Genomic DNA, 22,957 nt, shown 5'->3' with positions numbered 1-22,957 from the left:
TGGCAGACCGAGACGGGCGGCCACATGATCACGCCGCTGCCGGGCGCGACGCCGCTGGTGCCGGGTTCGTGCACGCTGCCGCTGCCGGGCATCATGGCGGCGATCGTCGACGAAACGGGCCAGGACGTGCCGAACGGGCAGGGTGGCATCCTCGTGGTGAAGCGTCCGTGGCCGGCGATGATCCGCAACGTGTGGGGCAACCCGGAACGTTACCGCACGGGCTACTTCCCCGAGGAACTGGGCGGGCGGCTTTACCTGGCAGGCGACGGCAGCGTGCGCGACAAGGAGACAGGCTACTTCACGATCATGGGCCGCATCGACGACGTGCTGAACGTCTCGGGGCACCGCATGGGCACGATGGAGATCGAGTCGGCGCTGGTCGCGAATCCGCTGGTGGCTGAGGCTGCGGTGGTGGGCCGTCCGGACGACACGACGGGCGAAGCGGTGGTGGCGTTCGTGGTGCTCAAAGGCTCGCGTCCGCACGGCGAAGACGCGGTGAAGCTTGCCAGCGAACTGCGTGCGTGGGTGGCCAAAGAGATCGGACCGATCGCCAAGCCGCGCGACATCCGCTTCGGCGAGAATCTGCCGAAGACGCGCTCGGGCAAGATCATGCGGCGCCTGCTGCGCTCGCTCGCGAAGGGCGAGGCGATCACGCAGGACGTATCGACGCTTGAGAATCCCGCGATCCTCGGTCAACTCGGCGAATCGCTTTAAGGCTGCAAGGCAGTAAGCGATTCCAGGCCGTTTGCATCGACCTCCACCGGCAGCGCAGCGCCTTTGACAAGCGCCGCGCTGCCCGTCTATAGCGGTCGATCCCGATTGCCGGCCATGCGCGTTTTTGTTAAACAGGCGCATGGCTGCGCAACAGACCTCGTCCGCGAACAACATCAATCCCGTACCTGAGCCCCCGTCGGTGAGCGAGGCGATGGCGCTCGCGCATCGGCGCTACTGGCGCTTCAACCTGACGGCGATCGCCGCGCTCATGACGGTCGGCTTCCTCGTCTCCTTCGTCGTGCCGCTCTATGCGCGCGAGCTCGATAACGTGCATTTCGCGGGCTTCAGCCTGCCGTTCTTTCTTGGCGCGCAGGGGGCCATCATCATGTACGTGCTGCTTATCGGCGTTTATATCGTGCTGATGCAGTACGCCGACGGCGTGCTGCAAGCCGCGCGCGAAGCCGACCAGGCGATCAGAGAGGCCAGCAAGGCGCAGCAACGATGAAGCTTGCGCACCGGCTGCTCCGATCGTATGCGTTCTATACGCTCGGCTTTCTCGCGTTCGTGTACCTGATGTGGCGCATCGAGCTGACGACCGGTCCCGGCATGTGGATCGGCTACGTCTTCCTGTTCGTGCCGATCGCGGTCTACGCCGTGATCGGGCTGCTCTCGCGCACATCCGATCTCGTCGAGTACTACGTCGCCGGGCGACGCGTACCGTCGTTCTTCAACGGCATGGCGACCGCGGCGGACTGGCTCTCGGCCGCGTCGTTCATCGGCCTTGCGGGGTCGCTCTATGCAAGCGGCTACGACGGGCTGGCCTACATGATGGGCTGGACCGGCGGCTATTGCCTCACCGCGTTCCTCCTCGCGCCCTATGTGCGAAAGCTTGCGCGCTATACGATCGCCGACTTTCTCGGCACGCGTTTTTCGAGCAATCTCGTGCGCGCGCTGGCGGTGCTCGCGACGATCATCTGCTCGTTCGTCTATCTCGTCGCGCAGATTCAGGGCGTGGGGCTCATTGCGATGCGCTTCATCGGCGTGGATTTCGCCATCGGCATTTTCTGCGGGCTTGCGGGCATTCTCGTGTGCTCGTTTCTCGGCGGCATGCGCGCAGTGACGTGGACGCAGGTTGCGCAGTACATCATCCTCATCTCTGCGATCCTGATTCCGGTTTCGATGATCGCGCATCGTGACGGGCTGGGGTGGCTGCCGCAGTTGAACTATGGGCGTCTGATGCAACGCATGGAAACGCTCGAGGGCAACGTGCGCGACGACGGCGCCGAACAACACGTGCGCGAAGCATTCCAGAGCCGCGCAGCGCTGTGGCAGTCGCGGATCGACGCGCTGCCCAGGTCGTACGTCGACGAGAAAGCGCGCCTCACCAATACGCTCGACGATCTGCGCCGCCGCAACGGACCACTGCGCGACATCAACTCGCTCGAGCGCCAGATTGCGTCGTTCCCGCACGACGCCGAAGCGGCGCGCGTCGTGTGGACACAAGAGCGCGACGACCTGCTGGCGCGCGCGGCGACGCCGGTGCCGATGCGCGAGCCATTCCCCGCCGCCGACGAAGCGGCGCGACGCATCCACAAACGCAATTTCCTCTCGCTGCTGCTGTGCCTGTCGCTCGGCACGGCGAGCCTGCCGCACATCCTGACGCGCTACAACACGACGACATCGGTCGGGTCGGCGCGGCGCTCCGTGGGATGGACGCTCTTTTTCGTCGCGCTGTTCTATCTGACCGTGCCGACGCTCGCCGTGCTGATCAAGTACGAGATCCTCGGGCATCTGGTGGGGCAGCACTTCGACGACCTGCCGCATTGGGTCATGCAATGGCGGCGCGTCGAGCCGTATCTCATCAATATCGCGGACGTGAACGGCGACGGCATCGTGCGCTGGGGCGATATCAACATGCAGCCGGACATGGTGGTGCTTGCGGCGCCGGAGATCGCGGGGCTGCCGTATGTGATGTCGGGACTCATTGCAGCAGGTGCGCTGGCCGCGGCGCTTTCGACCGCGGATGGCCTGCTGCTCACGATCTCGAACGTGCTTTCGCACGACGTGTATTACCACATGATCGACCCTGAAGCGTCGAGCCAGTTGCGCGTGACGATGTCGAAGATCCTGCTGCTGGGGGTGGCGCTGTTTGCATCGTGGGTGGCGTCGCTCAACACGGGGAATATCCTGTTCCTCGTGGGCGCTGCGTTTTCGCTGGCGGCGTCGAGCCTTTTTCCGGTGCTGGTGCTGGGCGTGTTCTGGAAACGCACCACGCGGCTGGGCGCGGTGGCGGGGATGATTGCGGGGCTCGGCGTGTGCGTCTACTACATCGTGGCGACGTATCCGTTCTTCACGGAACTCACGGGTTTCGAAGGCGGCCGCTGGTTCGGCATCGAGCCGATCAGCTCGGGCGTATTCGGCGTGCCTGCGGGATTTCTCGTGGCGATTGCCGTGAGCCTGCTGGATCGGCAGCCGGATGCTTATACGGTTGCGCTCGTGGACTATATTCGTCACCCGTGATGTGTGCGGGGCGCGTCGGACGCCCCATTCCCTGCGATCTCCTTTCTCCCGCATTTGTCTCGTGCCCCCTAAAGTTCGGCAAACGTTTGTCGACAACCCGGTTATGGAAGAACAAAAAGAGGATTTCTCCAGCACGGGAGGAGAGTGGACTATGGTTCGGATTATCGAAGCATGTGTGTCTGTGATTCGCCGTGCGCAGGGCAAGAAGAATCCAGACGAAGTTCAATTCGGAACGCCGGAGTGGCACCAGGTTGCCGACGAGTTCGTGCGTGATGTCTACCGTGGCCGGGTAATCTGCTGCGAAAATCCTCGTGCTTTTCGCGGAGCTAAAAACACGCGGCTTACTCATACTCGTCTCCATTTGAAGCTTTGAGGTCGTGCTAGGATCGACTCACTGGAAGGAGGTCAGCATGGCCAGAGTTGAGTTGGAAATCCTCGAGTTCACCTTTTCCCCGCCGGGGCTTGATAAAGGGCCGGCGAAATATCATGCAATGGTCGTTTGCGGCTCCATGCCATCCGTGGTGCTCACCCGGCTCGGGTCGAAAATTCGTCCGATCGGCTTCGATGTCCAGCGGAGCGTGGCTGTCGAAAAGGCCTTTAAGGACGGGGAAGCGATAGTTCGAGCCGCAATCGGCCAGGCGCTGCGTGACGGTCTGTTTAATAACCACCCCGATGTGGCTGTCTATCTGGACGTCGATGCTCCGGATTGGGATGGAAATCTGAAGCACATTCACAAACATACGAGTTCGCCCGGCGAGTTTCGATAGGCGGTTTGAGCTCGTCGGCGAAATGATTGCGCGAGCAATTTCCACCGATCGTGCATCGCGTTCACTGGCTGAGAGTCGGCTGTATCCTGTGGGACGGCTCGACGCGCCGCCCGTACGCGTGAAGAGACAGCGGCTTGCTCCTATCTGCTTTGATAGGTGCAAGCCGCTCGGCCGCGCACTAATCTCCACTTGAGAGTCCTCCCGGCTCTCTGGTCTCCTCAGCTCAAGGCCCGCGCTGTGCGCGGGCTTTTTTCTGCACGCCCGGATATCTGCGTCGTGATGAACTTATTCCCCGATCCGGGAGGAGGAACAGCGACGGCTGGTGGTATGTCGCGGAAAGGCGGCGGATTCAACCGGTCGATGCAACACACTAGACGCTGCGTAAGCAGTGGAGGTGCCATGAACTTGCGGCAATTTGTATGCAGCCTTGTGCTGTGTCTATCAGCAGCCCTTGTATCTGGCCCATGCGTGTCGGCCACAATGGAATTTCAGCCGCACTTTGAGGCGCCGCGAAACAGGTTCCTTGACAAGCCGAAAATCAACCCGTCTCCGCAGCATGTTCTCGTCATTCGCGGCCGAAAAGCTGCCGACCTAGGGTTATGGTTTGGAGTCGCCTACGGAACGACAAATCAGACATGCCAGTCTCAAACAATGGCCGGTCGCATTTTTGGCGCACCAGAAGTTGCGCAGTTCATTGTTGACTGGGTACGCGTCCCGAACGAGGATCGAGACTTTTCAGTCCGCTTCTTTCTTGACCGATACGAACCGGGCAACTGTCTATGGCAGCCCTTCGCAACCTACATTGCCAAGTTCGTCCCGAGTGAGGAGCCAGGTCCCGGTGCATATAGCGGCTTTACCGGTATCCGTGCCGATGGCCAACGCGAAGTAACCATTGACTGGACCTGCCAACGAAAGGCCGACCGGGGGCCTGGAGCAAAGGAATTCAAATATCTCTTGTGCCTGCCACGCCACCGGACGCCTCTGAATAGCGACAACGTCTCGACAGATGGCGGAGTCATCAACTTCGATGTTGACCTCGCACCATGAGTTGAAGCTTGAGATGAGCAATCAGTAGCCGTGCTTTTAGGTAACGTCTGGCCGCAGTGTGGAGTTGTCCTATCTCCTCGAGTCGGCCATCTTGCTAGGTAGGACCGTCGGCGGTAGCTTCATTTCGACGAGGAGCATCCTTTCGCCCCACCACTTTGCCGACGCGCTTTTCGCTTGTGCCGGTTTTTGTACCTGCTTTTGTACCATACAAAAAACTTAACCCCTTGAACTGTCGAGTATTTCGACGTTTCAAGGGGTTATTGGCAACCTGGCGGAGAGAGGGGGATTCGAACCCCCGATAGGTTATTAACCTATACACGCTTTCCAGGCGTGCGACTTAAACCGCTCATCCATCTCTCCGGTGGGATGCGGATTATAGCAGAATCCTGAACCCTGGTGGAATGGGGCGGGGCCGTTGGGCGCGACCGATCCGCGCCAGCGCGGCGTTTCCTGGCGCGCACCCATTCGAAGCGCGAGCGTGCCATTCCCTACACGCGCCGCCAGAGACGTTCGTCCAGTCACCTGGCATTTGACCGACCCGCGCCCAGGCCAGATCGATAACACATCGATGAGGCATGAACCGCCCCGCACCACTAGATCAAAGCGCAGCGCGAATACGCTCGGCAATGGCCTCGAGTTTTGCCATGTCGGCCATCTCACGTGCATGCGCACGCAACGGCTCGTTTTCCCGCCGCGGAATCACGTGAAAATGGACGTGCGGCACAGTCTGCCCGGCCGCCGCGCCGTTGAACTGCGCGATCAGCAATCCCTCGGGTGCGAGCGCAGTGCGCACCGCGGCCGCTATCTTCTGCACCATCGCCAATGCGGCAGCACCTGCCTCTGCCGGCAGATCGTAGATCTGCTCGGCGGGCACCTTCGGCAGAACCAGTACGTGGCCGTCTGCCTGGGGCATCACGTCCATGATCGCGAGCGTCGTCTCGTTCTCGCACACCTTGATACAGGGTGCATCGCCGCGCAGGATGCGCGCAAAGATGTTGTTCGGGTCGTAAGCCATGATTTTCTCGGATAACGCGTGCACCGGCGCGTGCGGGATGGGTTGCCAACTGTCCATTATGGTCCACGCATGAGGTGCCTGGCGGCCTTCCTGCAGCTTTTTTCGGTACGGTGCATCATAAGGGTTCGCAGCGAGCGCTACGACGAATGTCTTGACTGGAGCACCTATGGCAACGACTGACCTCGAAGCAGCACCTCCCGCCCGCGAGGCCACCGGTTCCTCGGCCTGGCGGATCGTCGCCGACCTGCTGGCACATGCCGATGTGAAGCTCAACGGAACGCGCGAGTGGGATCTGCGCGTGCATGATTCGCACATGCCCGAAAGGGTGCTTGCGCTGGGCAATCTCGGCCTTGGCGAGTCCTATATGGATGGTGAGTGGGACTGCGACCGGCTCGACGAATTTTTTGCCCGTACGCTGCGCGCGCATGTGGACGAAAAAATCGACCCCACGCGGCTCGTCTTCCACGCGCTCAAGGCGCGTCTCGTGAATCGCCAGACTGCCCGCCGCGCCTGGAAGGTGGGGCAACAGCACTACGATCTCGGCAATGCGTTCTACGAATCCATGCTGGATCGCCGCATGACCTATACGTGCGGCTACTGGTCGGGCGGCGCGAAGACGCTCGACGAGGCACAGGAAGCGAAGCTCGACATGATCTGCCGTAAGCTCGGTCTCCAACCGGGCATGCGTCTGCTCGACATCGGCTGCGGCTGGGGCAGCCTCATGCAATTCGCGGCGGAGCGCTACGGCGTGTCGTGCGTGGGCGTGACGATTTCGAAGGAGCAGGCCGCGCTCGGCATCGAGCGTTGCAAGGGCTTGCCGGTGGAGTTTCGTTTGCAGGATTACCGTCTGCTCGACGAGCGCTTCGACCGCATCGCCAGCGTGGGCATGTTCGAGCATGTCGGTCCGAAGAACTACCGCACGTACATGGAAGTCGCGCACCGCTGTCTTGTCGACGACGGCCTCTTCCTGTTGCACACGATCGGCAAGAATCGTCGCGAGACGACACCCGATCCGTGGGTCGACAAATACATTTTCCCGAACGGCGAGCTACCGGCGATCGGCCAGATCTCGGATGCTGCGGGTGGCCTGTTCGTCACCGAAGATGTGCACAATTTCGGCGCCGATTACGATCGGACGCTCATGGCCTGGCACGCGAACTTCGAGGCTGCGTGGCCGCGGTTCGAGGCGCAAATGGGGCAGCGTTTCCGCCGCATGTGGCGCTACTACCTGCTGTCGTGCGCGGGCGCGTTCCGCGCGCGCGACATCCAGCTCCTGCAGTGGGTGTTCTCAAGGGGCGGCCTGCTCGGCGGCTACCGGCGGCCAGCGCTGACCTGAACATTTCGCGCCGCGGCCGCTATGGGCGGTTGCCGGTCCAGGCTTCGATCCAGACGAAAAACGTCTTAACGCATCGCAACGGCGACGGTTGCGATGCCGAGGATCGTCATGACGAGCGAGGAGCACACGTGGATCGCGATCTCGCCCAGCGCCCAGCCGTAACGGCCCTGCTGGAGGTGTGACACGACTTCGGCGGAGAACGTCGAGAACGTCGAGAGTCCGCCCATGAGGCCCGTGATGATGAAGAGGCGCCAATCGGGCGACAGGTTAGGCACGCGCGCAAAGAACGCGACAGCGACGCCGATGATGTAACCCGCAATCACGTTGGACGCGAGCGTGCCAAGCGGCAGGTAAGGAAACACGGCGTTCAGGCGCAGGCTGAGCATCCAGCGCATGAGCGACCCGAGCGCTCCGCCGATGCCGACCGAGAGAATAGACAGATACATGATGTCGAGAGGTAGAAGGCGCAACGAAGGCCCGCATCAGGCAGGGTTCGTATCGAGCACGGAGTTTAGCATCGTGTCCGGCGCGCCTTGCACCGTGAACTGCGCGCGGCGCCGCGCGTCATCTTTTCACGCCGCTATCGGTGCGGCGGGCGCGGCGGGCGCTTACGTGGCGCTCGACGCGTAGTAGATCGCCACTGCGTGAGCGTCGCGTGCAAGACGATTAACAATGGCGCGATGGGTGAAGAATGTTAGCTAACCGATAACCCGGAAGCGGCGCGCGCGACAGACCGGTTCCGTCTTGCTGCATTCATCAATCACGATGCCGGTGAATTCCAGGACGCCGCAACAAAGTGAATGGGGCGAGCAGTTATTTGCATCGGCGGATTGCACTGCGCACATTAATGCCATTTGCACTGCAAATAAAAATCACAAATCGAACTGCAATCAACGCCGTCGTCATCAACCAGATGTTATCGAGCACGTAGCAGAATCTTCCGCGGATTGGGGATCACATGAACACCCGTATGAACATTTAACGTGCGCTCGTCGCAGCAATCGCCGTAACGTCTGAGCAGACGTTTTTATCGTTTGACGCGCCGCGGCATAACGCGGCGTGGCGCGCCGGTAAGGGTGCTGGAGTCAGGGTACGGATCGGCAGTAGAATGGCCGCGTCCACTCACGATGGCAGCCTGCGCATGAAAGTCGCTCTCTTCATTCCGTGCTTCATCGATGTGTTCTACCCCGAGGTGGCAATCGCCACCCTCGAATTGCTGGAGCGGGTCGGCTGCGAAGTCGACTATCCGCCCGATCAGACCTGCTGCGGCCAGCCCATGGCCAACGCCGGCGCGCATGCCGAGGCCGCTGGTGCCGAGCGTATTTTCGCGCGCAACTTTCTCGGCTACGACCATATCGTCGCGCCATCGGCGAGTTGCGTGAATCACGTGCGCGACCATCTCACCGCGATTGAACAGACCGACGAAGTGCGCCGGATGCGCGCGTCCACGTGGGAACTGGTCGAATTTCTCCATGATGTGCTCGGCGTGCGCGAATTTCCGTGGGCCGAATTCCCCTGGCGGGTCGGGCTGCACAATAGCTGCAGCGCGCTGCGCCACCTGAATGAAGCATCCGTATCGGAGGTGGCTGGCGAGCCGTTCTCCAAACCGCTCGCGCTGCTGCAGGGCGTGAAGGGCATCGAGTTCGTGAAGCCGACGCGCCCGGACGAATGCTGCGGTTTCGGCGGCACGTTTGCGGTGACCGAGGAAGCCGTTTCGGTGCGCATGGGGCAGGACAAGGTTGTCGACCACATCGGCGCGGGCGCGCAATACATCGTTTCGGGCGACATGTCGTGCCTCATGCATCAGCAAGGCTGCGCCGAACGCATGAATGCCGACGTGCGATTCATCCACATCGCGCAGGTGCTCAACGGAGCCCGGGAATGAAACGCATCGAACATGCGAAGCTCGCAGAAAATTTCCTCACGCACCCGGAGCACGTCGAATTCCACGACAAGCGGCTTTGGGATCTGCGCATGAAACGCGACGTGCAGGCTCACGGGATTGCCGAATGGGAAACACTGCGCACGCTTGCCTCAGGGATCAAGGCGCACACGCTCTCGCACCTTGCCGACTATCTCGACCAGTTTTCGAAGAACGCTGAAGCCAACGGTGTGCAGGTCCATTGGGCCGACACCGCCGAGGAGCACAACGAGATCGTGTACCGTCTGCTCAGCGAGCGCGGCATGACGGGCCTCGTAAAGAGCAAGTCGATGCTGACCGACGAATGCGAGATGCGCGCGTATCTGGAATCGCGCGGCATTTCGGTGATGGAAACCGATCTCGGCGAGCGTATCCAGCAGCTCGATCAGCAGCCGCCGAGCCATATCGTCGTGCCGGCCGTTCATAAACTTCGCGGCGATGTGGCCGAAGTGTTCAGCCGCACGATCGGCACCGATCCGCACAACAGCGACATTCATTACCTCGCAGAAAGTCAGCGTATGAACACGCGGCCATGGTTCGTGCGCGAGAAGACGGCGGGCATGACCGGCTGCAACTTCGCCGTGGCGGAGACCGGCACGGTCGTCGTGTGCACGAACGAGGGCAATGCGGATCTCTCGGCCAATATGACGCCGTTGCACATCGTCTCAATGGGCATCGAAAAGCTGATTCCGCGGATCTCGGATCTTGGCGTCTTTATCCGCATGCTGTCGCGCAGCGCGCTCGGCTCGCCGATTACCCAGTACACGTCGCACTTTCGCGCGCCGCGTGAAGGCGCACAACTGCATTTCGTCATCGTCGACCACGGCCGCTCCGAGCGTCTCGCCATGCCGGAGTTCTGGTATTCGCTCAAGTGCATCCGCTGCGGCGCATGCATGAATACCTGCCCGGTTTACCGGCGCAGCGGCGGGCTTTCTTATGGGAGCACCTATGCCGGGCCGATTGGCGCGATCATCAATCCCACCTTCGATCTGAAGCGTTTCAGCGCGTTGCCGTTCGCGTCGACGCTCAACGGCAGTTGCACCAATGTCTGCCCGGTGAAGATCAATATTCACGAGCAGATTTACCAATGGCGCCAGGTGATTGCCGCGCAACACGAGGTGCCGTTCGTCAAGCAGGAAGTGCTCAAGATGGCGGCACGGCTGATGTCGAGCCCCACGCTCTATCGCGCGGCAACCCGGTCGATTGACGGGGCGTTGCGTCGTCTGCCGCACTTCGTGCTGTATAACCCGCTGAACATTTGGGGACGGCAGCGCGATCTGCCGCAGGCGCCCAACACGACGTTCCATGCCTGGTACAAAAAAAACCGCAAGGGAGGCAGCCGTGGCGAATCGTGAAGCGTTCCTCGCGCGCGTGCGCGCCGCGCAACCAGCCCCGCTGGATTTGCCGGAGGTGCCGCTGTTCGATGCGCCTGCTGGCGATCTGCGCGAGCGCTTCGTGGCCGCGCTCAAGCTCATGGGCGGCCGTGAAGCCGAGGCTGCGTCGGGCGAGGCGGTGCTTGCGCTGATCCACGAACGCTTCGGCGTGCGCGCCGAGATCGCGTCAGCGGTGCCGGAAGTGCCAGGCACGCGCGAAATCGCGGCGGCTACCGTACCCGCATCGCTCGAAGATGTCGACGTGGGTGTTGTGCGCGCACGCTTCGGCGTGGCGGAGACGGGCTCCGTGTGGCTGAGCGAGCGCGAGTACGTTGTGAACGCACTTGGTTATATCGTGCAGCATCTGGTCGTGCTGCTCGATCCTGCGCAGATCGTTGCGGGCCTTCAGGACGCGTACCGGCGCGACGATTTTCGCGGCGCGCGTTTTGCGGCGCTCGTAACGGGACCGTCCGCCACCGCGGATATCGAGGGCGTGCTGATTCAGGGCGCGCAAGGGGTGCGCTCGCTCACGGTGGTTTGGCTGCCGCAGTCGTAATGGCATCGTCGCGTCCGCGATTGCGCTAGACTCGCGCGTCTACATCGTGTTCGGAATGAGGAGATGCAGATGCTGCGCAAGACTCTCAACGCGTCTCGGCTGCAGGAAGAAGTGAGCCGTCGACTGCACAAGCTGCAGGAAGCGATCGACGACGGCGTGAAGTTCGTCGTGCCGCGCCCGCAGCTTCAGCCTGCGGATCGTACCGGTTGCAACTGGACGATGAAGCATTTTGGCAATGCGGCCGGATTCGAATCGGGCATCGCCAGCGTGCTCGCAAAAGTGCAGGCGGAATACAACCTGGCGACCGACGACGAAGAAACGCCCGCGTGGACAGGCGATCCGTTCGGCGGATCGAAGCAGGCGAGCGAAGCGAATCCGTTTGGTGAGGCAGCGGGTCCGGGGAAAGCTGGAAATCCGTTCGGCGATCCGAAGCCCGCGAAGCAGGGTGATCCGTTCGGTGGCGGCGAATCGACCGATGCTGTGCCGAAACGGCCCGGCAATCCGTTTGGTGACGAATAAAGCGGGACGATTGAAACGACGAGAGGATTAACGCGAGGAATAACGCGCGCCGCCCTGTTGGCTGGCGCGCGTCGTTTTGCGATCAGCTTTCGTCGGCTACGGCCTTGGCGCGCGTGCGACGGGCCCGGGACGGGGCTTTCTTCGCTGCGGGCGCTTGTTCGGCGTCTGCCGAAGATGGCGTGTCGCTGGCCGGTTGCGCTTTGGCGGTCTTGCGCGCGGTGCTCTTGCGCGAAGCTGTCTTGCGGGCACGGCGCGGCGCGGCAGCCGCTTCCTCGACGCTTTCCGCTTTCGCCGTTATATCCGCTGTCGCTGCGATATCCGTGTTCGTTGCAGGTGCAACTTCCGGTTCGACAGGCGCCGCGGCGTACGGCGCATCGCCCACGGGCAGGGTGACGTGTTCGGTCTGAACGTGCGCCGTTTCGCTCACGTGTGCGCCGGCATGATCGTGAAGCGCCGCAACGGGTGTTTCGGCCGGGGTTTCGCGATGCTCGTCGCCGCCTGCCGCTTCGCGGACGTTACGCCGACCCTTGCCGCGGCCTTTGCCCCGTCCGCGCGATTCTTCGCCGCGCGGGGCCGTGACTTCGCTGGCGGGAATCGCTGCTGGCGCAGCGGCAACCGGTGCGGCTACGGCGCTGGCGGACGGGCTCGTGCGCGTGACAAAAGCGCCTGATTTCTCGTCGCGGCCCACTTCGAGCAGCCCGCGCGCTTGTGCTTCATCGAGCAGGTTGCCGAATGCGCGAAAGCCGTAGCGTGTTTCATTGAAGTCGGGGCGACGCCGCTTGATTGCGCTCTTCAATACCGATGCCCAGATCTTGCCGCTATCGCCACGCTCGAGCACGAGCGCATCGAGCGTTTCGACGGCAAGCGCGATTGCCTTCGATTTGCGTTCCTCCGACTTGCGCTCTTCCGTGTCCGCCTTCGGCTGGCGCTCCTCGCCAGCGGGGCGTTTCGCGCCCGCGCCGCTGTCGCGCTTCGCACCGCCGCGCGACGTCTCGCGCTCAAGCTCGCGAACCAGATCGTCGTAGAAAATAAACTCGTCGCAGTTCGCGACGAGCAGATCGGAGGTCGAATTTTTCACGCCTACGCCGATCACCTTCTTCGCGTTCTCGCGCAGCTTCGAGACGAGCGGCGAGAAGTCGGAGTCGCCGCTCACGATCACGAACGTGTCGACGTGCGACTTCGTATAGCAGAGGTCGAGTGCATCCACGACAAGACGGATATCGGCGGAATTCTTGCCCGACTGCCGTACGTGCGGAATTTCGATCAGCTCGAAACTCGCTTCGTGCATCGACGCCTTGAAGCCTTTGTAGCGTTCCCAGTCGCAATACGCTTTCTTCACGACGATGCTGCCCTTGAGCAAGAGCCGTTCGAGCACGGGCTTGATATCGAAGCGGTCGATTTTCGCGTCGCGCACACCAAGCGCGACGTTCTCGAAATCGCAGAACACCGCCATGCTGACGTTTTCTTGAGGGGAGGCCATGTGGTTTGATCGTTCCATCTACAGTTTGAGCGCACATGATAGCCCGTCCCGCGTGTGCGGGACGCAAACAGAGACGTGGCGCGCGCGGCGTGCGTCGTCCATAGTAGGTGTATCTGTCGCGCGAGGAGAGTCGCCATGCCGGATTCGCAAACGCCGCCGCTCGAAGCGTGGCTCGACAAGACCGAGACGCTGACCGACGACATCACGTTATTCCCGCTGCGTGCGCTCGCGGCGACGCTCGATCGCGAAGTGCCTGCGGATATCGTGCCGCCGCTGTGGCACTGGCTGTATTTCCTGCCCGTGACGCGGCTTGCGCAGGCGGGGCATGACGGGCATCCGAAACGCGGCGATTTTTTACCGCCGGTGGCGTTGCCGCGTCGCATGTGGGCAGGCGGGCGCCTGACGTTTCATGCGCCGCTGCGCGCGGGGCAGCGAGCGCTGCGCACGTCGACCATCGCGAATATCGAGGACAAGACCGGGCGCAGTGGCCGGCTCGTATTCGTGACCGTGCAGCATCGCTACGAATCGGCGGGCGTGCTGTGCATCGAGGAGGAGCACGATATCGTCTATCGCGATGCGCCGCAGCCGGGCGCCCCGGCGCCGAAGGCCGTTGCCGCGCCGCGAGGCGAAATGTGGGTGCGCACGCTCGTTGCCGATCCGGTCATGCTGTTCCGCTATTCCGCGCTCACGTTCAACGGCCATCGCATTCACTACGATTTTCCGTACGCGACGCAGGAGGAGGGTTATCCGGGGCTCGTCGTGCACGGTCCGCTGATCGCGACGCTGCTGCTCGATCTCGTGCATCGGCAACGTCCGGACGCGACGGTCGTGGCCTTCGCGTTTCGCGCCGCACGGCCAGTTTTTGCGAATCGTGAATTCACGCTTTGTGGCCGGCCCTCGGAAGACGGACGCGCGGTGGAACTCTGGGCGAAGGATCACGAGGATCATCTGTCGATGCAGGCCACGGCCACGCTCGCCTGAGCGCTCGTATCGAACTTGCATGCAAAGGCACGCAAAGAGTCACGCGTGAACCAAGGGGCCGTGCTTTAGCGGTGCCTTCGCGGAGCTTTAGCGGCGTTTGCGGCGCATGAACCGTAGGGCAAAGCGGACGAGATTTGGCGTCGTGCGCGGACGCTGCAGGCGCGGGTCGTAACCGGAGAAACGCCGGTCGTTCTCGGCAAGACACAGGCGCATCAATTCGGCCGTATCGATATCGACATCCGTAACCGATTGCGCACCGTTCATCGTGAATTTTTTATCGTGCCGGTGTTCGTTGCCGTCGGCATCCATCGCGCGCGCAAGGCCAATGCGCTCCCACCCGAGATAGACCCATACGGCAGCCACTTTCAGTTCGAAGCGAATGCGCAGCCACCCCGATAACCCCGCGCGATGCCACGCGACCCAGTTCGCGAACAGCAGGATGTGGCGGCACTCTTCCTGCATGACGGGCTCGAACGTATCGATGAGTTCGGGTGGGAAGAGCCCCGATCGCCGCGCGACCTCGAAGAGGCCGAACGCGAAGAAGCTGTCGACGCATTCGCTGTAGCCAGTCACGAGATAGGCCCATTCGACGTCCCTCGGATAGACGTACGGCGGCTCGCTCGCGAGTTCGATGCCGTATGCCGCCACCATGCGTGATAGCACTTCCTTGTGGCGGTTTTCTTCCCATGCGTTGAGTGCAAGCGCGTCGCGCACGTCGTCGTCGTCGAGTTGCGCGGCGTAGGCGGCCATGCGCAACCGGGCCTTGCCCTCGGTCTGTACCGCAACATCCCAGATCGGCAATTCGACGATCCGCTTGAGCGCCTCCGGTGTGAGCTTCGGCCACTCGATCACGGACGGGCGATACGGATTAAAGGTCTCGCGAAACATGCGGCACATCTCGTGCCGATGCGTGTCGGATCCAGGCGTGAGGGGACCGCTCGCGGTGCTCGTCCAGTGGCGCGTATTGCGGTCGGCGGCGTCGAGCGCCGCTCGGTCCGGCTGCTCGCGCGGCAGCTTCGGCGCAACGAAGCCAGGAATCATTTGCGCCGCATCGAAGGCGTCCAGTAACTGATCACTCATCGCGAATGTTCCCGGTCGAATGCACAGTGCTGCGATTCTGGCACGGTTTCGCTCGGCTCGCGCTGAGTCGGGACACGGCGGCGCGGGTGCGTTATTCACGCGCCACAACAATTCGTCACGATCGATGGATGCGCGATTGATCGGGCAAATAGCGGGCCAATCGAGATGCATGCGTTGAACGCTGGCGGCGGATGCCTGGGGGAAACTGCATCGAGCGGGCGCGCATTGTCTACGGAGTGTTTTCAGCGCAATTGCACGAAGGCAATCAGCAGCACCATGCCGCCGATTGCGCCGTCGAGCACACGCCACGCGCCTGCGCGGCGAAAGAGCGGCGCGAGTGCACGCGCGCCGTAGCCGAGCGCGATGAACCACACGGCGCTCACGCACATCGCGCCGACCGCGAATGCGAGCCGGCTGCCTTCGGCTTCGCGCGCGCCTGCCGTGCCGATCAGAAGAAACGTGTCGAGATAGACGTGCGGATTGAGCCACGTGAACGCGAGCGTCATCCATACGATCGGCCACGCGCGCTGCTCGGGCGCCGACGCGGCAGGCGCGGCGTCGAGCACCGCGTGGCCGGGGCGCACCGCGCGCCGCAGCGCTCCGATGCCGAACCACACGAGCCACGCGAGCCCGGCGTAGAGCACGAGGTGCACGAAGGTCGGATAGCGCGCGACGAGCACGGAAGCGCCGCCCACGCCTGCGCCGATCAGCAGGAAGTCCGAGAGCGTGCAGAGCACGACGATCTTGCCGACGTGCGAGCGCAGGATGCCCTGGCGCAGCACAAAGGCGTTCTGCGCGCCGATGGTGACGATCAGGGAGGCGCACAGCGCTGCGCCATGCGAGAAAGCGAGCCAGCTCATGATGGATGCGATTGGACAGAGTCGGGAAACGGCGCTAGTGTGCCGTCTGCGGCAACATAAGAAAAGTTGATTTCGTTAAACCCGATTAAGGAACGCTAATGCTCGACTATGCGTTGCTCGACGCACTGGCCGCCGTGGTGCGGCACGGTTCGTTCGACCGCGCGGCCAGCGCGCTCAATGTCACGCCTTCGGCGGTTTCCCAGCGGGTAAAACTGCTCGAGGAGCGTGTCGGCACGGTGCTGGTCAAGCGCGGCCAGCCGTGCGTCGCCACGGCATCGGGCGCGCTCCTGTGCCGCCACACCGAACGCGTGCAACTGCTCGAAGCGGAACTGGGCGGCGCAATGCCCACGTTCACCGGCGCGCTCGACGGCTCGCGGCCCACGTTGCGTGTGGCGGTCAACGACGACAGCGTGGGCACCTGGTTCATCGACGCCGTCGCGGCTTTCTGCGTCGAGCGCGGCATGCTGCTCGACCTCGTGATTGACGACCAGGATCACACCGCGCAGCGCATGCGCGACGGCAGCGTGCAGGGCGCGGTCACCACTCAGGCCGAACCTGTGCAGGGCTGCCGTTCGACGCGTCTTGGCCGGATGCGTTATCTCGCCGTGTGCTCACCGGCATTTTTCGAGCGTTATTTCGCTCAGGGCGTCGCGCGCGACGCGCTGCGGCGCGCGCCCTGCATCGAATTCAATCCGAAAGACGAGCTTCAGAAGCGCTTTATCCGCCGCATCACGCGCGCACAGGTTGATGCACCGCGGCATTGGATTCCGCACGTCGCGGGTTTTCTGCGCTGCTGCGTGAACGGCCTTGGCTGGGGAATGTGTCCCGAGCGCATGATCGCGCAGCACCTCGCGCGCGGCGAGCTCGTCGAACTCGTGCCGGGCCGCACGCTCGACGTGGAACTCTACTGGCAGAGCTGGCGGCTCTCGATTGGCTGGCTCGACGACTTCGGCGCGATGCTGCAGCGCCGCTCGGCCGACTTCCTCGATCAGGGGCGCGGAGGCTAGCGCCGCCGCCGCCATTTTCCAGCTGCGCGCGACTGCGCGCACCCACGCTAAACGGGAGTAATAAATGCTTGTTTAGCTGCCGTCAAATTGTCGAACGATTTCGGGGTGCGACATTCTCTGTTCTGGGGCGATCGTGGTGCAGTTGTATACCACAGAAACGCTAAAAATCAATTCATTTCAGATTAATGATTCTTCGAATAGCGGATAGCCGCGGAATCGGCTTCTGCAAGTCCCGCACCGCGCAGGGCGGCAATTTCTTGTCATTTTCCCTGATGTTTAATATATGAAGCGTACGGCGCATGGGTTGTTATCTGATTATTGAATTTCATTGTTCGGTCATCGTTGGGCGTGACTATTCGGGTAGCCGGGAATGGCGTGCGAGAGGTTGAAGACGGCTGCCTGGCGCGGCCTGTCGCGATGGAATCCGGCGCGGGACGGGCCGCTCGGCGTGTGGTTGGGCGGGTTTGCATGCCGGCTGCAGAGCGTCAAGGCTTGAGAACGATTCAGAACAATTCGGAATGATCAGCAGGTTATTTTTTCCGGTTTGCCGATGCCGAACCTCGGCAAATCGGAAAAAAGGTAGCGAAGGTAAAGAAACAATGGTTGTCTCTATGTGACCGGGATTGAAAGCTGGCTGCCTTATTTTGTGCATTTGGGATTATCGTGTGAGAATTGTTCTTTCTCTGTGGATTGTCAGAGGGACACGCTATAATCCCAACGTGGTAGCTCGTTTATTCGACCGGCATATTTGAATCGTTTCCGCATGCACGAGGTGCATTATGACGACATTGGATACCGGCAGCGCATGGCAGCAAACCATTGACCTCCTGTCCGCAGCCTCCGAGCCCGTGAGCTTCACGGGGGATCTGGAGGGGAGCAGAATCTGCAAACCGGTACCGGTCACACGCAGCGCTTCGGAGGCGGCCAACCGGCGCCGCGCCACCGTGCGTTCGTGGGATGCGCAAGGTATTACCCTGATTCGGCGCCACGACCCGGATTGCATCGCCGTGTGCTGGAGCGATGCCACCTATGGGCGTTACTCCGACCAGCTCTGGCGCGTTTGTACCGCACGGCGCAGTTCGGTCTGCGCGCTCACGGGCGAGAAAATCCGCCGCGGCGACGCCGTGTTCCGGCCCAGTCCTAATCGCCGTCATCGTCCGGCCAATGCGGACGCAATGATTCTCGCGAGCAAGATCGAAAATCTGCCCAACGGCGCGTTTGCAGCCCGTCTCGACGAAGCACTGGCGGCCTGAGTGACTCAGCCGGGCCGCGCCGGGCTTCGGCGCGCGGCCTCTGGGATGCCCGGCACCGTCTGCGTTGCACGGGCTGTGTTTTTCACCGCTCCGGCTGCGTGTCTCATCTTCCTGCCGTGCGCTCGTGCGCGCAGCGGGTGTGCGTGTGCGGTCCAATGCTCGCGTAGCGCGCCGAATTGCAGGGACCGTGGGGGCGCGTGGAGGCGTTCAGCGAGTGCGAACGCCGAGCCTTCCGCCCTTGCAATTCAGGTCCATTCACCATGTAAAACGGGCGCGGCGGCCAGATCTGGCCGCCGCGCCCGTTTGTCCATCTGCGTCAGGCGACGTAGCTCAGGCCTTCACATCGCCGGTTTGCTCTTCTTCGAGCGCGTCGCGCGTCTCCGGCATGGCGAGCCACACGAGCAGCACGGACGCGGCGCCCGCCGCCGCGAGGCCGACGAAGCTGACCGTATTGCCGAAGTGATCGGCGATGAAGCCCGCGAGCGCCGTCGACAGCGTCGCGCCAATGCCCGCCGAAAGCCCGAACAGCCCGATGCAGAGGTTGTAACGCCCCTTGCCTCCGGCGACGTCGGCGGCAATGAGCGGCAGCATCACGCCGAACACCGCCGCGGAAATCCCGTCGAGCATCTGCACCGGCACGAGGAGGTACGGATTGCCGACGCCCGCGAACAGCAGCGCGCGTACGGGCAGCGCGGAAAAGCCGAGGATCAGCACCGGCCTGCGGCCCCAGTGCTGCGCGGTGCGGCCCACCCACGGCGACATCAGCGCGACGATGGCCTGCGGCACGATGATGCAGGCCGCAATCACGAGCTGCACGTTGTCGCCCATGCCGGCCGTCACTTCGCCCGCCGCGAGATTGAGCATCGCGGCGTTCGAGAGGTGGAACAGCACGACGCAGGCCGCGAACGTCAGCATGCGCCGGTCGCGCAGCAGATCGAAGATGGTTTCGCGCGAGGGGTCGGGCGCGGGGCCGGTTGTGGGACCTGTCACGGGCCGCGCAACGCCGCCTGCGCTGTGCTTGTCGTATTCGATCATCGCCAGCGCGACGAGGGCGGGCAGCGCGAGCGCGGCGGTCAGCCAGAAGACGGAACGCGGCGAGACGTACTCGCCGCAGAGCCCCATGAGCCCGGCGGCCACGGCGCTGCCGATCGACGCCCAGCGCGCGTTGCGCCCGAGCCGGTCGCCCAGGTTCTGGCGGCCCACCAGCGCAAGCGCGAGCGCGGCCATGGCCGGCACGAGCATGCAGCTCGCGAAGCCGTGGAAGACCTCGGCGGCGATGACGGGCGCGACAGTCGGGCTCGTCGCGAGGAGCGCCGCCGACAGGATGATCGCGGCGATGGCCCAGGCGGCGGCGGCTTTCTTGTTGCGCATGGCGTCGACAGCCGCGCCGCCCGGCACCTGGCTCACCATCGCGCTGATTGTGCCCACCGAGAGCACAAGGCCGATCTCGCCCTGAGTCCACTTGTGCGACGCAAGATACGACGCGATGAACGGGCCGAACCCGGTCTGCACGTTCGCAACGAAGAAGTTCAGCCAGTCGAGCGCCCGTAAGCTTCGCGCGCTTGCCATCGAACGCAGTTGGGTCCCCGTCATTTGGCACCGCGCGAGTTAAATGCCGGGGACTCGGCGGCGAACGGCTTCACCGCGCGCACGGGCTGGTCGGCGACGTAGCGCGGCGAAGCGTCCAGCTGCTGCTCGGTCATTTCGAGTTCGGCACGCAGCGTATGGTTTTTCGTGACGAAGTGCAGCGCCGACCACTCGGCGGCAATCGTTTGGCGCGACTCCAGCGTGCCGCTGACATCGAGCACAACCGCAAGCGGGCCCGCCGCGGCGTCGAGCAGGACGTCCACCACGCGGCCCACCTTCGCGCCGTTGGCGCGCTCGATGGTTGCATCGAGAATCGGCAGGCGTGTGGGACTGGGTTCATCGAGGGCGGGTTGCTGCGCCCCGCCGCCCGGCTTGGGCACGATCGGCACCGGTGCTTGGCCCGGGCCGAGCGCGAGCGTGATCGCAGGCGTCGTCGGCTGGGTGTTTACGCGCACGGCGCTCCACGGAAACACGGCCTTGCGGTCGCCGACGCCCATGAATCCCTGCAGGTTCACGATCATCTGGACCGGCCTGCCGCCCGGTCCGGCGATCAGATCGACCGCGCGGCCCACCACTTTCCCATCGGTTTTCTGCACTTTGCTGTCGAGCAGCGTGCGGTACGTGCCGCGTTCGAGCACGCGCGTGGTGACGAGCGGCGCAGGCGCGGGGGCGGGTGGCGTGCTCGGCGGCGCGGGCGGCGGCGGAGCGGGGCGGCGGTGGCGGATCGGCGGGAAATGCAGCTTTCTCGGCGCAGCTTTTGCTTCGGAGGGGACTTCGGGTTCACTCGCCACCTCCGGCGCGGACGCGACCTCCGGCTCGCTCGCAACCGGTTCCGGCTCGCTCGCGGCGACGGGCGGCGGGGCCTCCACGGGCGCAGGCGGACTGAACAGGCCGCAGCCCGAGAGCGTGAGCGCGAGTACAAGCGCAAGCAACAGGGGGAGGGTGTGCCGGAGGTCGATAGCCGGACGTGCGAAACCACCTCTCATCAACGGGAACTCCTCGGAGCAGCCGGCGCAGCGTGCGCGGCGGGGAAAAACGGGTCGGGTGCGTGAGAGTTTAACCTGCGCGGGCGAACACGCCGTGTCACGTCAGGAACCTGCTTTGCTTGCCTCACGTGCGCGATTTGTCGCGCGGGCGTTTTCGCGTGATCATGCGCGCGCCCGAGCGCTTCTTCGACGAAACCACGCGCGATGCGCACGAAGGCGGGTGGTCGAGCGCGCTCGATCATCTGGTGGAGCAGTTCCGCCGTCCGTGACGGCGGCGGCATGGGACGACGCAAACGGAGGATCCGACGATGCTATCCCACAAGATTGTTTCGCAAGACGAATGGTTGGCGGCGCGCAAGGCGCTGCTCGCCGAAGAGAAGGCCTTCACGCATGCGCGCGACGCACTGGCGGCGAAGCGCGAGGCGCTGCCGTGGGTGAGGGTGGAGAAGCTCTACACGTTCGACACGCCGCAGGGGCTGCGCACGCTTGCGGATCTGTTCGGCCCGCGCAGCCAGCTGATCGTCTATCACTTCATGCTGGGGCCGGACTGGGAAGAGGGCTGCGTGGGCTGTTCGTTCCTCTCCGATCACGTCGACGGCATGCTGCCGCATCTCGAGCATCACGACGTCTCGTACGTGGCCGTGTCGCGCGCGCCGCTCGCGAAGATCGAGGCTTTCAAGAAGCGCATGGGATGGCGCTTTCCGTGGGTGTCGTCGAACGGCAGCGACTTCAACTTCGACTATCACGTGTCGTTCAGCGAATCCGATAAGGCGCGCGGCAAGGCGCTCTACAACTTCGAAGAGCAGGACTACACGAGCGACGAGCTGCCGGGCGTGAGCGCGTTCTACCGCGACGAAGCGGGCAACGTCTATCACACGTATTCGGCGTATGCGCGCGGGGTGGAAATGCTGCTCGGCACCTACGTGCTGCTCGAATTTGCGCCGAAGGGACGCAACGAAGAGCACGACATGCGCGACTGGGTGCGCCATCACGACCGCTATGAGAGCGGCGCGCAAGCCGCGGGCCGTGCGCACGAACAGAAGACGCAGGGCGAGGCGTGAGCGCTGTGCAGGCGTGTCGGTGCTGCGAAGCGGCGGCTAGAACGACATCTCGAACTCTGGCCGCAGCAGCACTTCGATCGCCATGACGATGAGTCCCATTGCGCCTGCGGCGAGCGTCAGCGTGCCGTATTCGTCGTGGCGCATGTCGTAGAGGCACGCGACGATGAACAGGATGGCGAGCAGATTCGTCAGCCAGTAGAAGTTCAGCGCGAGGAGCATGGGGGTATCCGTAACGCGGCGCGGATCGTGTCGGAGGTGGCGGAAACGGCAGCAATTCTATAGAACCGAGCTTACGGATATGCAACACCGAAGGGCCGGGGCACGCCGGGGACAAAAGGACGCAAGCGCGGCGACGCAGGCACGGAGCACTCATGGATAGTCCCAGGGCGTTTGAAGCACGGAACGTGTTGTATAGACAAGCTGGACAGGCTAGACTGCAGCTCACTTGTATAGACAGGATTCGACAATGCGACTCACGCCCGGCCACCTGACCCTGCCCCAACTGCGCCAGATCGCGCGCGAAACGGTAAAACTCGAACTCGATCCGGCGAGCTACGCGGCAATCGACGCGGGCGCGCAAACCGTCGCCGCCATCGCCGCGAAGGGCGAACCCGCCTACGGCATCAACACCGGCTTCGGGCGCCTCGCCAGCACCCATATTCCGGCCGACCAGCTCGAACTGCTGCAGCGCAATCTGGTGCTCTCGCACGCCGTGGGCGTGGGCGAGCCGATGTCGCGCCCGGTCGTGCGCCTCCTGATGGCGCTGAAGCTCTCGAGCATGGGCCGCGGCCACTCGGGCATCCGCCGCGAGGTGATGGACGCGCTCATCACGCTGTTCAACGCCGACGTGCTGCCGCTGATTCCCGTGAAAGGCTCGGTGGGCGCCTCGGGCGA

24 protein-coding genes, 1 tRNA gene and 1 pseudogene are annotated in these 22,957 nt (G+C 63.3%); 17 read left to right on the top strand and 9 right to left on the bottom strand.

The genetic code is table 11. From position 1 onward, the window contains the following. The 6 genes from ACFPTO_RS24030 to ACFPTO_RS24005 all read left to right on the top strand — a co-directional run. A partial coding sequence (locus ACFPTO_RS24030; RefSeq protein ID WP_377715420.1) for an AMP-binding enzyme occupies window positions 1-714 on the top strand: 714 nt, incomplete at its 5' end. Window positions 715-853: 139 nt separating this feature from the next. Next, the gene (locus ACFPTO_RS24025; protein WP_377715418.1) at window positions 854-1,219 is read left to right on the top strand and encodes a DUF4212 domain-containing protein; all 366 of its coding nucleotides are present in this window, start codon (window positions 854-856) and stop codon (window positions 1,217-1,219) included. Beyond that, window positions 1,216-3,234: a sodium:solute symporter family protein gene (locus tag ACFPTO_RS24020; RefSeq protein WP_377715416.1), complete on the top strand. Its 2,019-nt coding sequence runs from the start codon at window positions 1,216-1,218 to the stop codon at window positions 3,232-3,234. Before ACFPTO_RS24025 ends, ACFPTO_RS24020 begins: the two co-directional genes overlap by 4 nt. Window positions 3,235-3,337: 103 nt before the next feature. Then, window positions 3,338-3,607 carry a hypothetical protein gene (locus ACFPTO_RS24015; protein WP_377715414.1) on the top strand — a complete coding sequence of 90 codons (270 nt, stop codon included), beginning with the start codon at window positions 3,338-3,340 and terminating at the stop codon, window positions 3,605-3,607. 37 nt (window positions 3,608-3,644) lie between these two features. Next, window positions 3,645-4,001 carry a hypothetical protein gene (locus ACFPTO_RS24010; protein WP_377715412.1) on the top strand — a complete coding sequence of 119 codons (357 nt, stop codon included), beginning with the start codon at window positions 3,645-3,647 and terminating at the stop codon, window positions 3,999-4,001. Between the two features lie 480 nt (window positions 4,002-4,481). Then, window positions 4,482-5,048, top strand: coding sequence for a hypothetical protein (locus ACFPTO_RS24005; RefSeq protein WP_377715410.1), 567 nt, complete (start codon window positions 4,482-4,484; stop codon window positions 5,046-5,048). Window positions 5,049-5,317: 269 nt separating this feature from the next. On the opposite strand, the gene ACFPTO_RS24000 is transcribed toward ACFPTO_RS24005, so the two are convergent. Together ACFPTO_RS24000 and ACFPTO_RS23995 are read right to left on the bottom strand one after the other, a co-directional pair. Continuing rightward, window positions 5,318-5,408: transfer RNA gene (locus ACFPTO_RS24000), tRNA-Ser, on the bottom strand. A gap of 238 nt (window positions 5,409-5,646) precedes the next feature. Then, on the bottom strand, window positions 5,647-6,063 hold the full coding sequence (locus tag ACFPTO_RS23995) for an HIT family protein (RefSeq protein WP_377715408.1): 417 nt from the start codon (window positions 6,061-6,063) through the stop codon (window positions 5,647-5,649). Window positions 6,064-6,229: 166 nt separating this feature from the next. On the opposite strand from ACFPTO_RS23995, the gene cfa reads away from it, so the two are divergent. Beyond that, window positions 6,230-7,399 (top strand): cyclopropane fatty acyl phospholipid synthase, encoded by a 1,170-nt coding sequence (gene cfa, locus ACFPTO_RS23990; RefSeq protein WP_377715406.1) that lies wholly within the window; start codon window positions 6,230-6,232, stop codon window positions 7,397-7,399. A 65-nt stretch (window positions 7,400-7,464) separates the two neighbouring features. Here the strand turns inward: cfa and crcB are convergent, their stop codons facing one another. Further along, window positions 7,465-7,845 (bottom strand): fluoride efflux transporter CrcB, encoded by a 381-nt coding sequence (gene crcB / locus ACFPTO_RS23985; protein ID WP_377715404.1) that lies wholly within the window; start codon window positions 7,843-7,845, stop codon window positions 7,465-7,467. A 695-nt stretch (window positions 7,846-8,540) separates the two neighbouring features. On the opposite strand from crcB, the gene ACFPTO_RS23980 reads away from it, so the two are divergent. The 4 genes and pseudogenes from ACFPTO_RS23980 to ACFPTO_RS23965 form a co-directional block, all read left to right on the top strand. Then, complete coding sequence (locus tag ACFPTO_RS23980) at window positions 8,541-9,284, top strand: (Fe-S)-binding protein (RefSeq protein ID WP_377715402.1); 744 nt, start codon at window positions 8,541-8,543, stop codon at window positions 9,282-9,284. Next, window positions 9,281-10,675, top strand: coding sequence for a lactate utilization protein B (locus ACFPTO_RS23975; protein WP_377715400.1), 1,395 nt, complete (start codon window positions 9,281-9,283; stop codon window positions 10,673-10,675). Before ACFPTO_RS23980 ends, ACFPTO_RS23975 begins: the two co-directional genes overlap by 4 nt. Beyond that, the gene (locus tag ACFPTO_RS23970; RefSeq protein WP_377715398.1) at window positions 10,662-11,249 is read left to right on the top strand and encodes a LutC/YkgG family protein; all 588 of its coding nucleotides are present in this window, start codon (window positions 10,662-10,664) and stop codon (window positions 11,247-11,249) included. Before ACFPTO_RS23975 ends, ACFPTO_RS23970 begins: the two co-directional genes overlap by 14 nt. 69 nt (window positions 11,250-11,318) lie before the next feature. Next, window positions 11,319-11,597, top strand: a pseudogene (locus ACFPTO_RS23965) (hypothetical protein); the annotation flags it as partial. 253 nt (window positions 11,598-11,850) lie between these two features. Here the strand turns inward: ACFPTO_RS23965 and ACFPTO_RS23960 are convergent. Next, window positions 11,851-13,248, bottom strand: a complete 1,398-nt coding sequence (locus ACFPTO_RS23960) for an NYN domain-containing protein (RefSeq protein ID WP_377715396.1) — start codon at window positions 13,246-13,248, stop codon at window positions 11,851-11,853. A 135-nt stretch (window positions 13,249-13,383) separates the two neighbouring features. Here ACFPTO_RS23960 and ACFPTO_RS23955 point away from each other — a divergent pair, with 135 nt between their 5' ends. After that, window positions 13,384-14,229, top strand: coding sequence for an HTD2 family dehydratase (locus tag ACFPTO_RS23955; RefSeq protein ID WP_377715394.1), 846 nt, complete (start codon window positions 13,384-13,386; stop codon window positions 14,227-14,229). 87 nt (window positions 14,230-14,316) lie between these two features. On the opposite strand, the gene ACFPTO_RS23950 is transcribed toward ACFPTO_RS23955, so the two are convergent. Continuing rightward, window positions 14,317-15,309, bottom strand: coding sequence for a ferritin-like domain-containing protein (locus ACFPTO_RS23950; RefSeq protein ID WP_377715392.1), 993 nt, complete (start codon window positions 15,307-15,309; stop codon window positions 14,317-14,319). Window positions 15,310-15,551: 242 nt separating this feature from the next. After that, entirely contained in the window at window positions 15,552-16,169 is a 618-nt protein-coding gene (locus ACFPTO_RS23945) for a LysE/ArgO family amino acid transporter (protein WP_377715390.1), read from the bottom strand. 98 nt (window positions 16,170-16,267) lie between these two features. Here ACFPTO_RS23945 and ACFPTO_RS23940 point away from each other — a divergent pair, with 98 nt between their 5' ends. After that, window positions 16,268-17,176, top strand: coding sequence for a LysR family transcriptional regulator ArgP (locus ACFPTO_RS23940; RefSeq protein WP_377715388.1), 909 nt, complete (start codon window positions 16,268-16,270; stop codon window positions 17,174-17,176). A 779-nt stretch (window positions 17,177-17,955) separates the two neighbouring features. Continuing rightward, window positions 17,956-18,429 (top strand): DUF3331 domain-containing protein, encoded by a 474-nt coding sequence (locus ACFPTO_RS23935; protein WP_377715386.1) that lies wholly within the window; start codon window positions 17,956-17,958, stop codon window positions 18,427-18,429. A 330-nt stretch (window positions 18,430-18,759) separates the two neighbouring features. Here ACFPTO_RS23935 and ACFPTO_RS23930 read toward each other — a convergent pair whose 3' ends face one another. Next, on the bottom strand, window positions 18,760-20,022 hold the full coding sequence (locus ACFPTO_RS23930; RefSeq protein ID WP_377715384.1) for an MFS transporter: 1,263 nt from the start codon (window positions 20,020-20,022) through the stop codon (window positions 18,760-18,762). Continuing rightward, window positions 20,019-21,002 (bottom strand): PRC-barrel domain-containing protein, encoded by a 984-nt coding sequence (locus ACFPTO_RS23925; RefSeq protein ID WP_377715382.1) that lies wholly within the window; start codon window positions 21,000-21,002, stop codon window positions 20,019-20,021. Before ACFPTO_RS23925 ends, ACFPTO_RS23930 begins: the two co-directional genes overlap by 4 nt. A 119-nt stretch (window positions 21,003-21,121) precedes the next feature. Between ACFPTO_RS23925 and ACFPTO_RS23920 the strand changes: the two genes are divergently transcribed. Together ACFPTO_RS23920 and ACFPTO_RS23915 are read left to right on the top strand one after the other, a co-directional pair. Continuing rightward, a complete protein-coding gene (locus ACFPTO_RS23920) occupies window positions 21,122-21,271 on the top strand; it encodes a hypothetical protein (protein WP_377715380.1) in 150 nt (49 codons plus the stop codon). A 39-nt stretch (window positions 21,272-21,310) separates the two neighbouring features. Next, window positions 21,311-22,063, top strand: coding sequence for a DUF899 domain-containing protein (locus tag ACFPTO_RS23915; RefSeq protein WP_377715378.1), 753 nt, complete (start codon window positions 21,311-21,313; stop codon window positions 22,061-22,063). A gap of 36 nt (window positions 22,064-22,099) precedes the next feature. Here ACFPTO_RS23915 and ACFPTO_RS23910 read toward each other — a convergent pair whose 3' ends face one another. Then, a complete protein-coding gene (locus tag ACFPTO_RS23910) occupies window positions 22,100-22,282 on the bottom strand; it encodes a hypothetical protein (protein ID WP_377715376.1) in 183 nt (60 codons plus the stop codon). A gap of 247 nt (window positions 22,283-22,529) precedes the next feature. On the opposite strand from ACFPTO_RS23910, the gene ACFPTO_RS23905 reads away from it, so the two are divergent. Beyond that, a partial coding sequence (locus tag ACFPTO_RS23905) for an aromatic amino acid lyase (protein ID WP_377715374.1) occupies window positions 22,530-22,957 on the top strand: 428 nt, incomplete at its 3' end.

Origin of the sequence: Paraburkholderia denitrificans, assembly GCF_042655705.1 — a bacterium.
Lineage (GTDB): Bacteria > Pseudomonadota > Gammaproteobacteria > Burkholderiales > Burkholderiaceae > Paraburkholderia > Paraburkholderia denitrificans.
The sequence above is the reverse complement of the archived record's forward strand: the minus strand, read 5'-3'. Positions and strand labels throughout refer to the sequence as shown.

Excerpts from the sequence above, each read along its gene's own strand:
- ACFPTO_RS24025 (WP_377715418.1), top strand. The coding sequence starts at position 854 with ATGGCTGCGCAACAGACCTCGTCCGCGAACAACATCAATCCCGTACCT.
- ACFPTO_RS24020 (WP_377715416.1), top strand. The coding sequence starts at position 1,216 with ATGAAGCTTGCGCACCGGCTGCTCCGATCGTATGCGTTCTATACGCTC.
- ACFPTO_RS24015 (WP_377715414.1), top strand. The coding sequence starts at position 3,338 with ATGGAAGAACAAAAAGAGGATTTCTCCAGCACGGGAGGAGAGTGGACT.
- ACFPTO_RS24010 (WP_377715412.1), top strand. The coding sequence starts at position 3,645 with ATGGCCAGAGTTGAGTTGGAAATCCTCGAGTTCACCTTTTCCCCGCCG.
- ACFPTO_RS24005 (WP_377715410.1), top strand. The coding sequence starts at position 4,482 with ATGGAATTTCAGCCGCACTTTGAGGCGCCGCGAAACAGGTTCCTTGAC.
- ACFPTO_RS23995 (WP_377715408.1), bottom strand. The coding sequence starts at position 6,063 with ATGGCTTACGACCCGAACAACATCTTTGCGCGCATCCTGCGCGGCGAT.
- cfa (WP_377715406.1), top strand. The coding sequence starts at position 6,230 with ATGGCAACGACTGACCTCGAAGCAGCACCTCCCGCCCGCGAGGCCACC.
- crcB (WP_377715404.1), bottom strand. The coding sequence starts at position 7,845 with ATGTATCTGTCTATTCTCTCGGTCGGCATCGGCGGAGCGCTCGGGTCG.
- ACFPTO_RS23980 (WP_377715402.1), top strand. The coding sequence starts at position 8,541 with ATGAAAGTCGCTCTCTTCATTCCGTGCTTCATCGATGTGTTCTACCCC.
- ACFPTO_RS23975 (WP_377715400.1), top strand. The coding sequence starts at position 9,281 with ATGAAACGCATCGAACATGCGAAGCTCGCAGAAAATTTCCTCACGCAC.
- ACFPTO_RS23960 (WP_377715396.1), bottom strand. The coding sequence starts at position 13,248 with ATGGCCTCCCCTCAAGAAAACGTCAGCATGGCGGTGTTCTGCGATTTC.
- ACFPTO_RS23955 (WP_377715394.1), top strand. The coding sequence starts at position 13,384 with ATGCCGGATTCGCAAACGCCGCCGCTCGAAGCGTGGCTCGACAAGACC.
- ACFPTO_RS23950 (WP_377715392.1), bottom strand. The coding sequence starts at position 15,309 with ATGAGTGATCAGTTACTGGACGCCTTCGATGCGGCGCAAATGATTCCT.
- ACFPTO_RS23945 (WP_377715390.1), bottom strand. The coding sequence starts at position 16,169 with ATGAGCTGGCTCGCTTTCTCGCATGGCGCAGCGCTGTGCGCCTCCCTG.
- ACFPTO_RS23940 (WP_377715388.1), top strand. The coding sequence starts at position 16,268 with ATGCTCGACTATGCGTTGCTCGACGCACTGGCCGCCGTGGTGCGGCAC.
- ACFPTO_RS23935 (WP_377715386.1), top strand. The coding sequence starts at position 17,956 with ATGACGACATTGGATACCGGCAGCGCATGGCAGCAAACCATTGACCTC.
- ACFPTO_RS23930 (WP_377715384.1), bottom strand. The coding sequence starts at position 20,022 with ATGACGGGGACCCAACTGCGTTCGATGGCAAGCGCGCGAAGCTTACGG.
- ACFPTO_RS23925 (WP_377715382.1), bottom strand. The coding sequence starts at position 21,002 with ATGAGAGGTGGTTTCGCACGTCCGGCTATCGACCTCCGGCACACCCTC.
- ACFPTO_RS23915 (WP_377715378.1), top strand. The coding sequence starts at position 21,311 with ATGCTATCCCACAAGATTGTTTCGCAAGACGAATGGTTGGCGGCGCGC.
- ACFPTO_RS23910 (WP_377715376.1), bottom strand. The coding sequence starts at position 22,282 with ATGCTCCTCGCGCTGAACTTCTACTGGCTGACGAATCTGCTCGCCATC.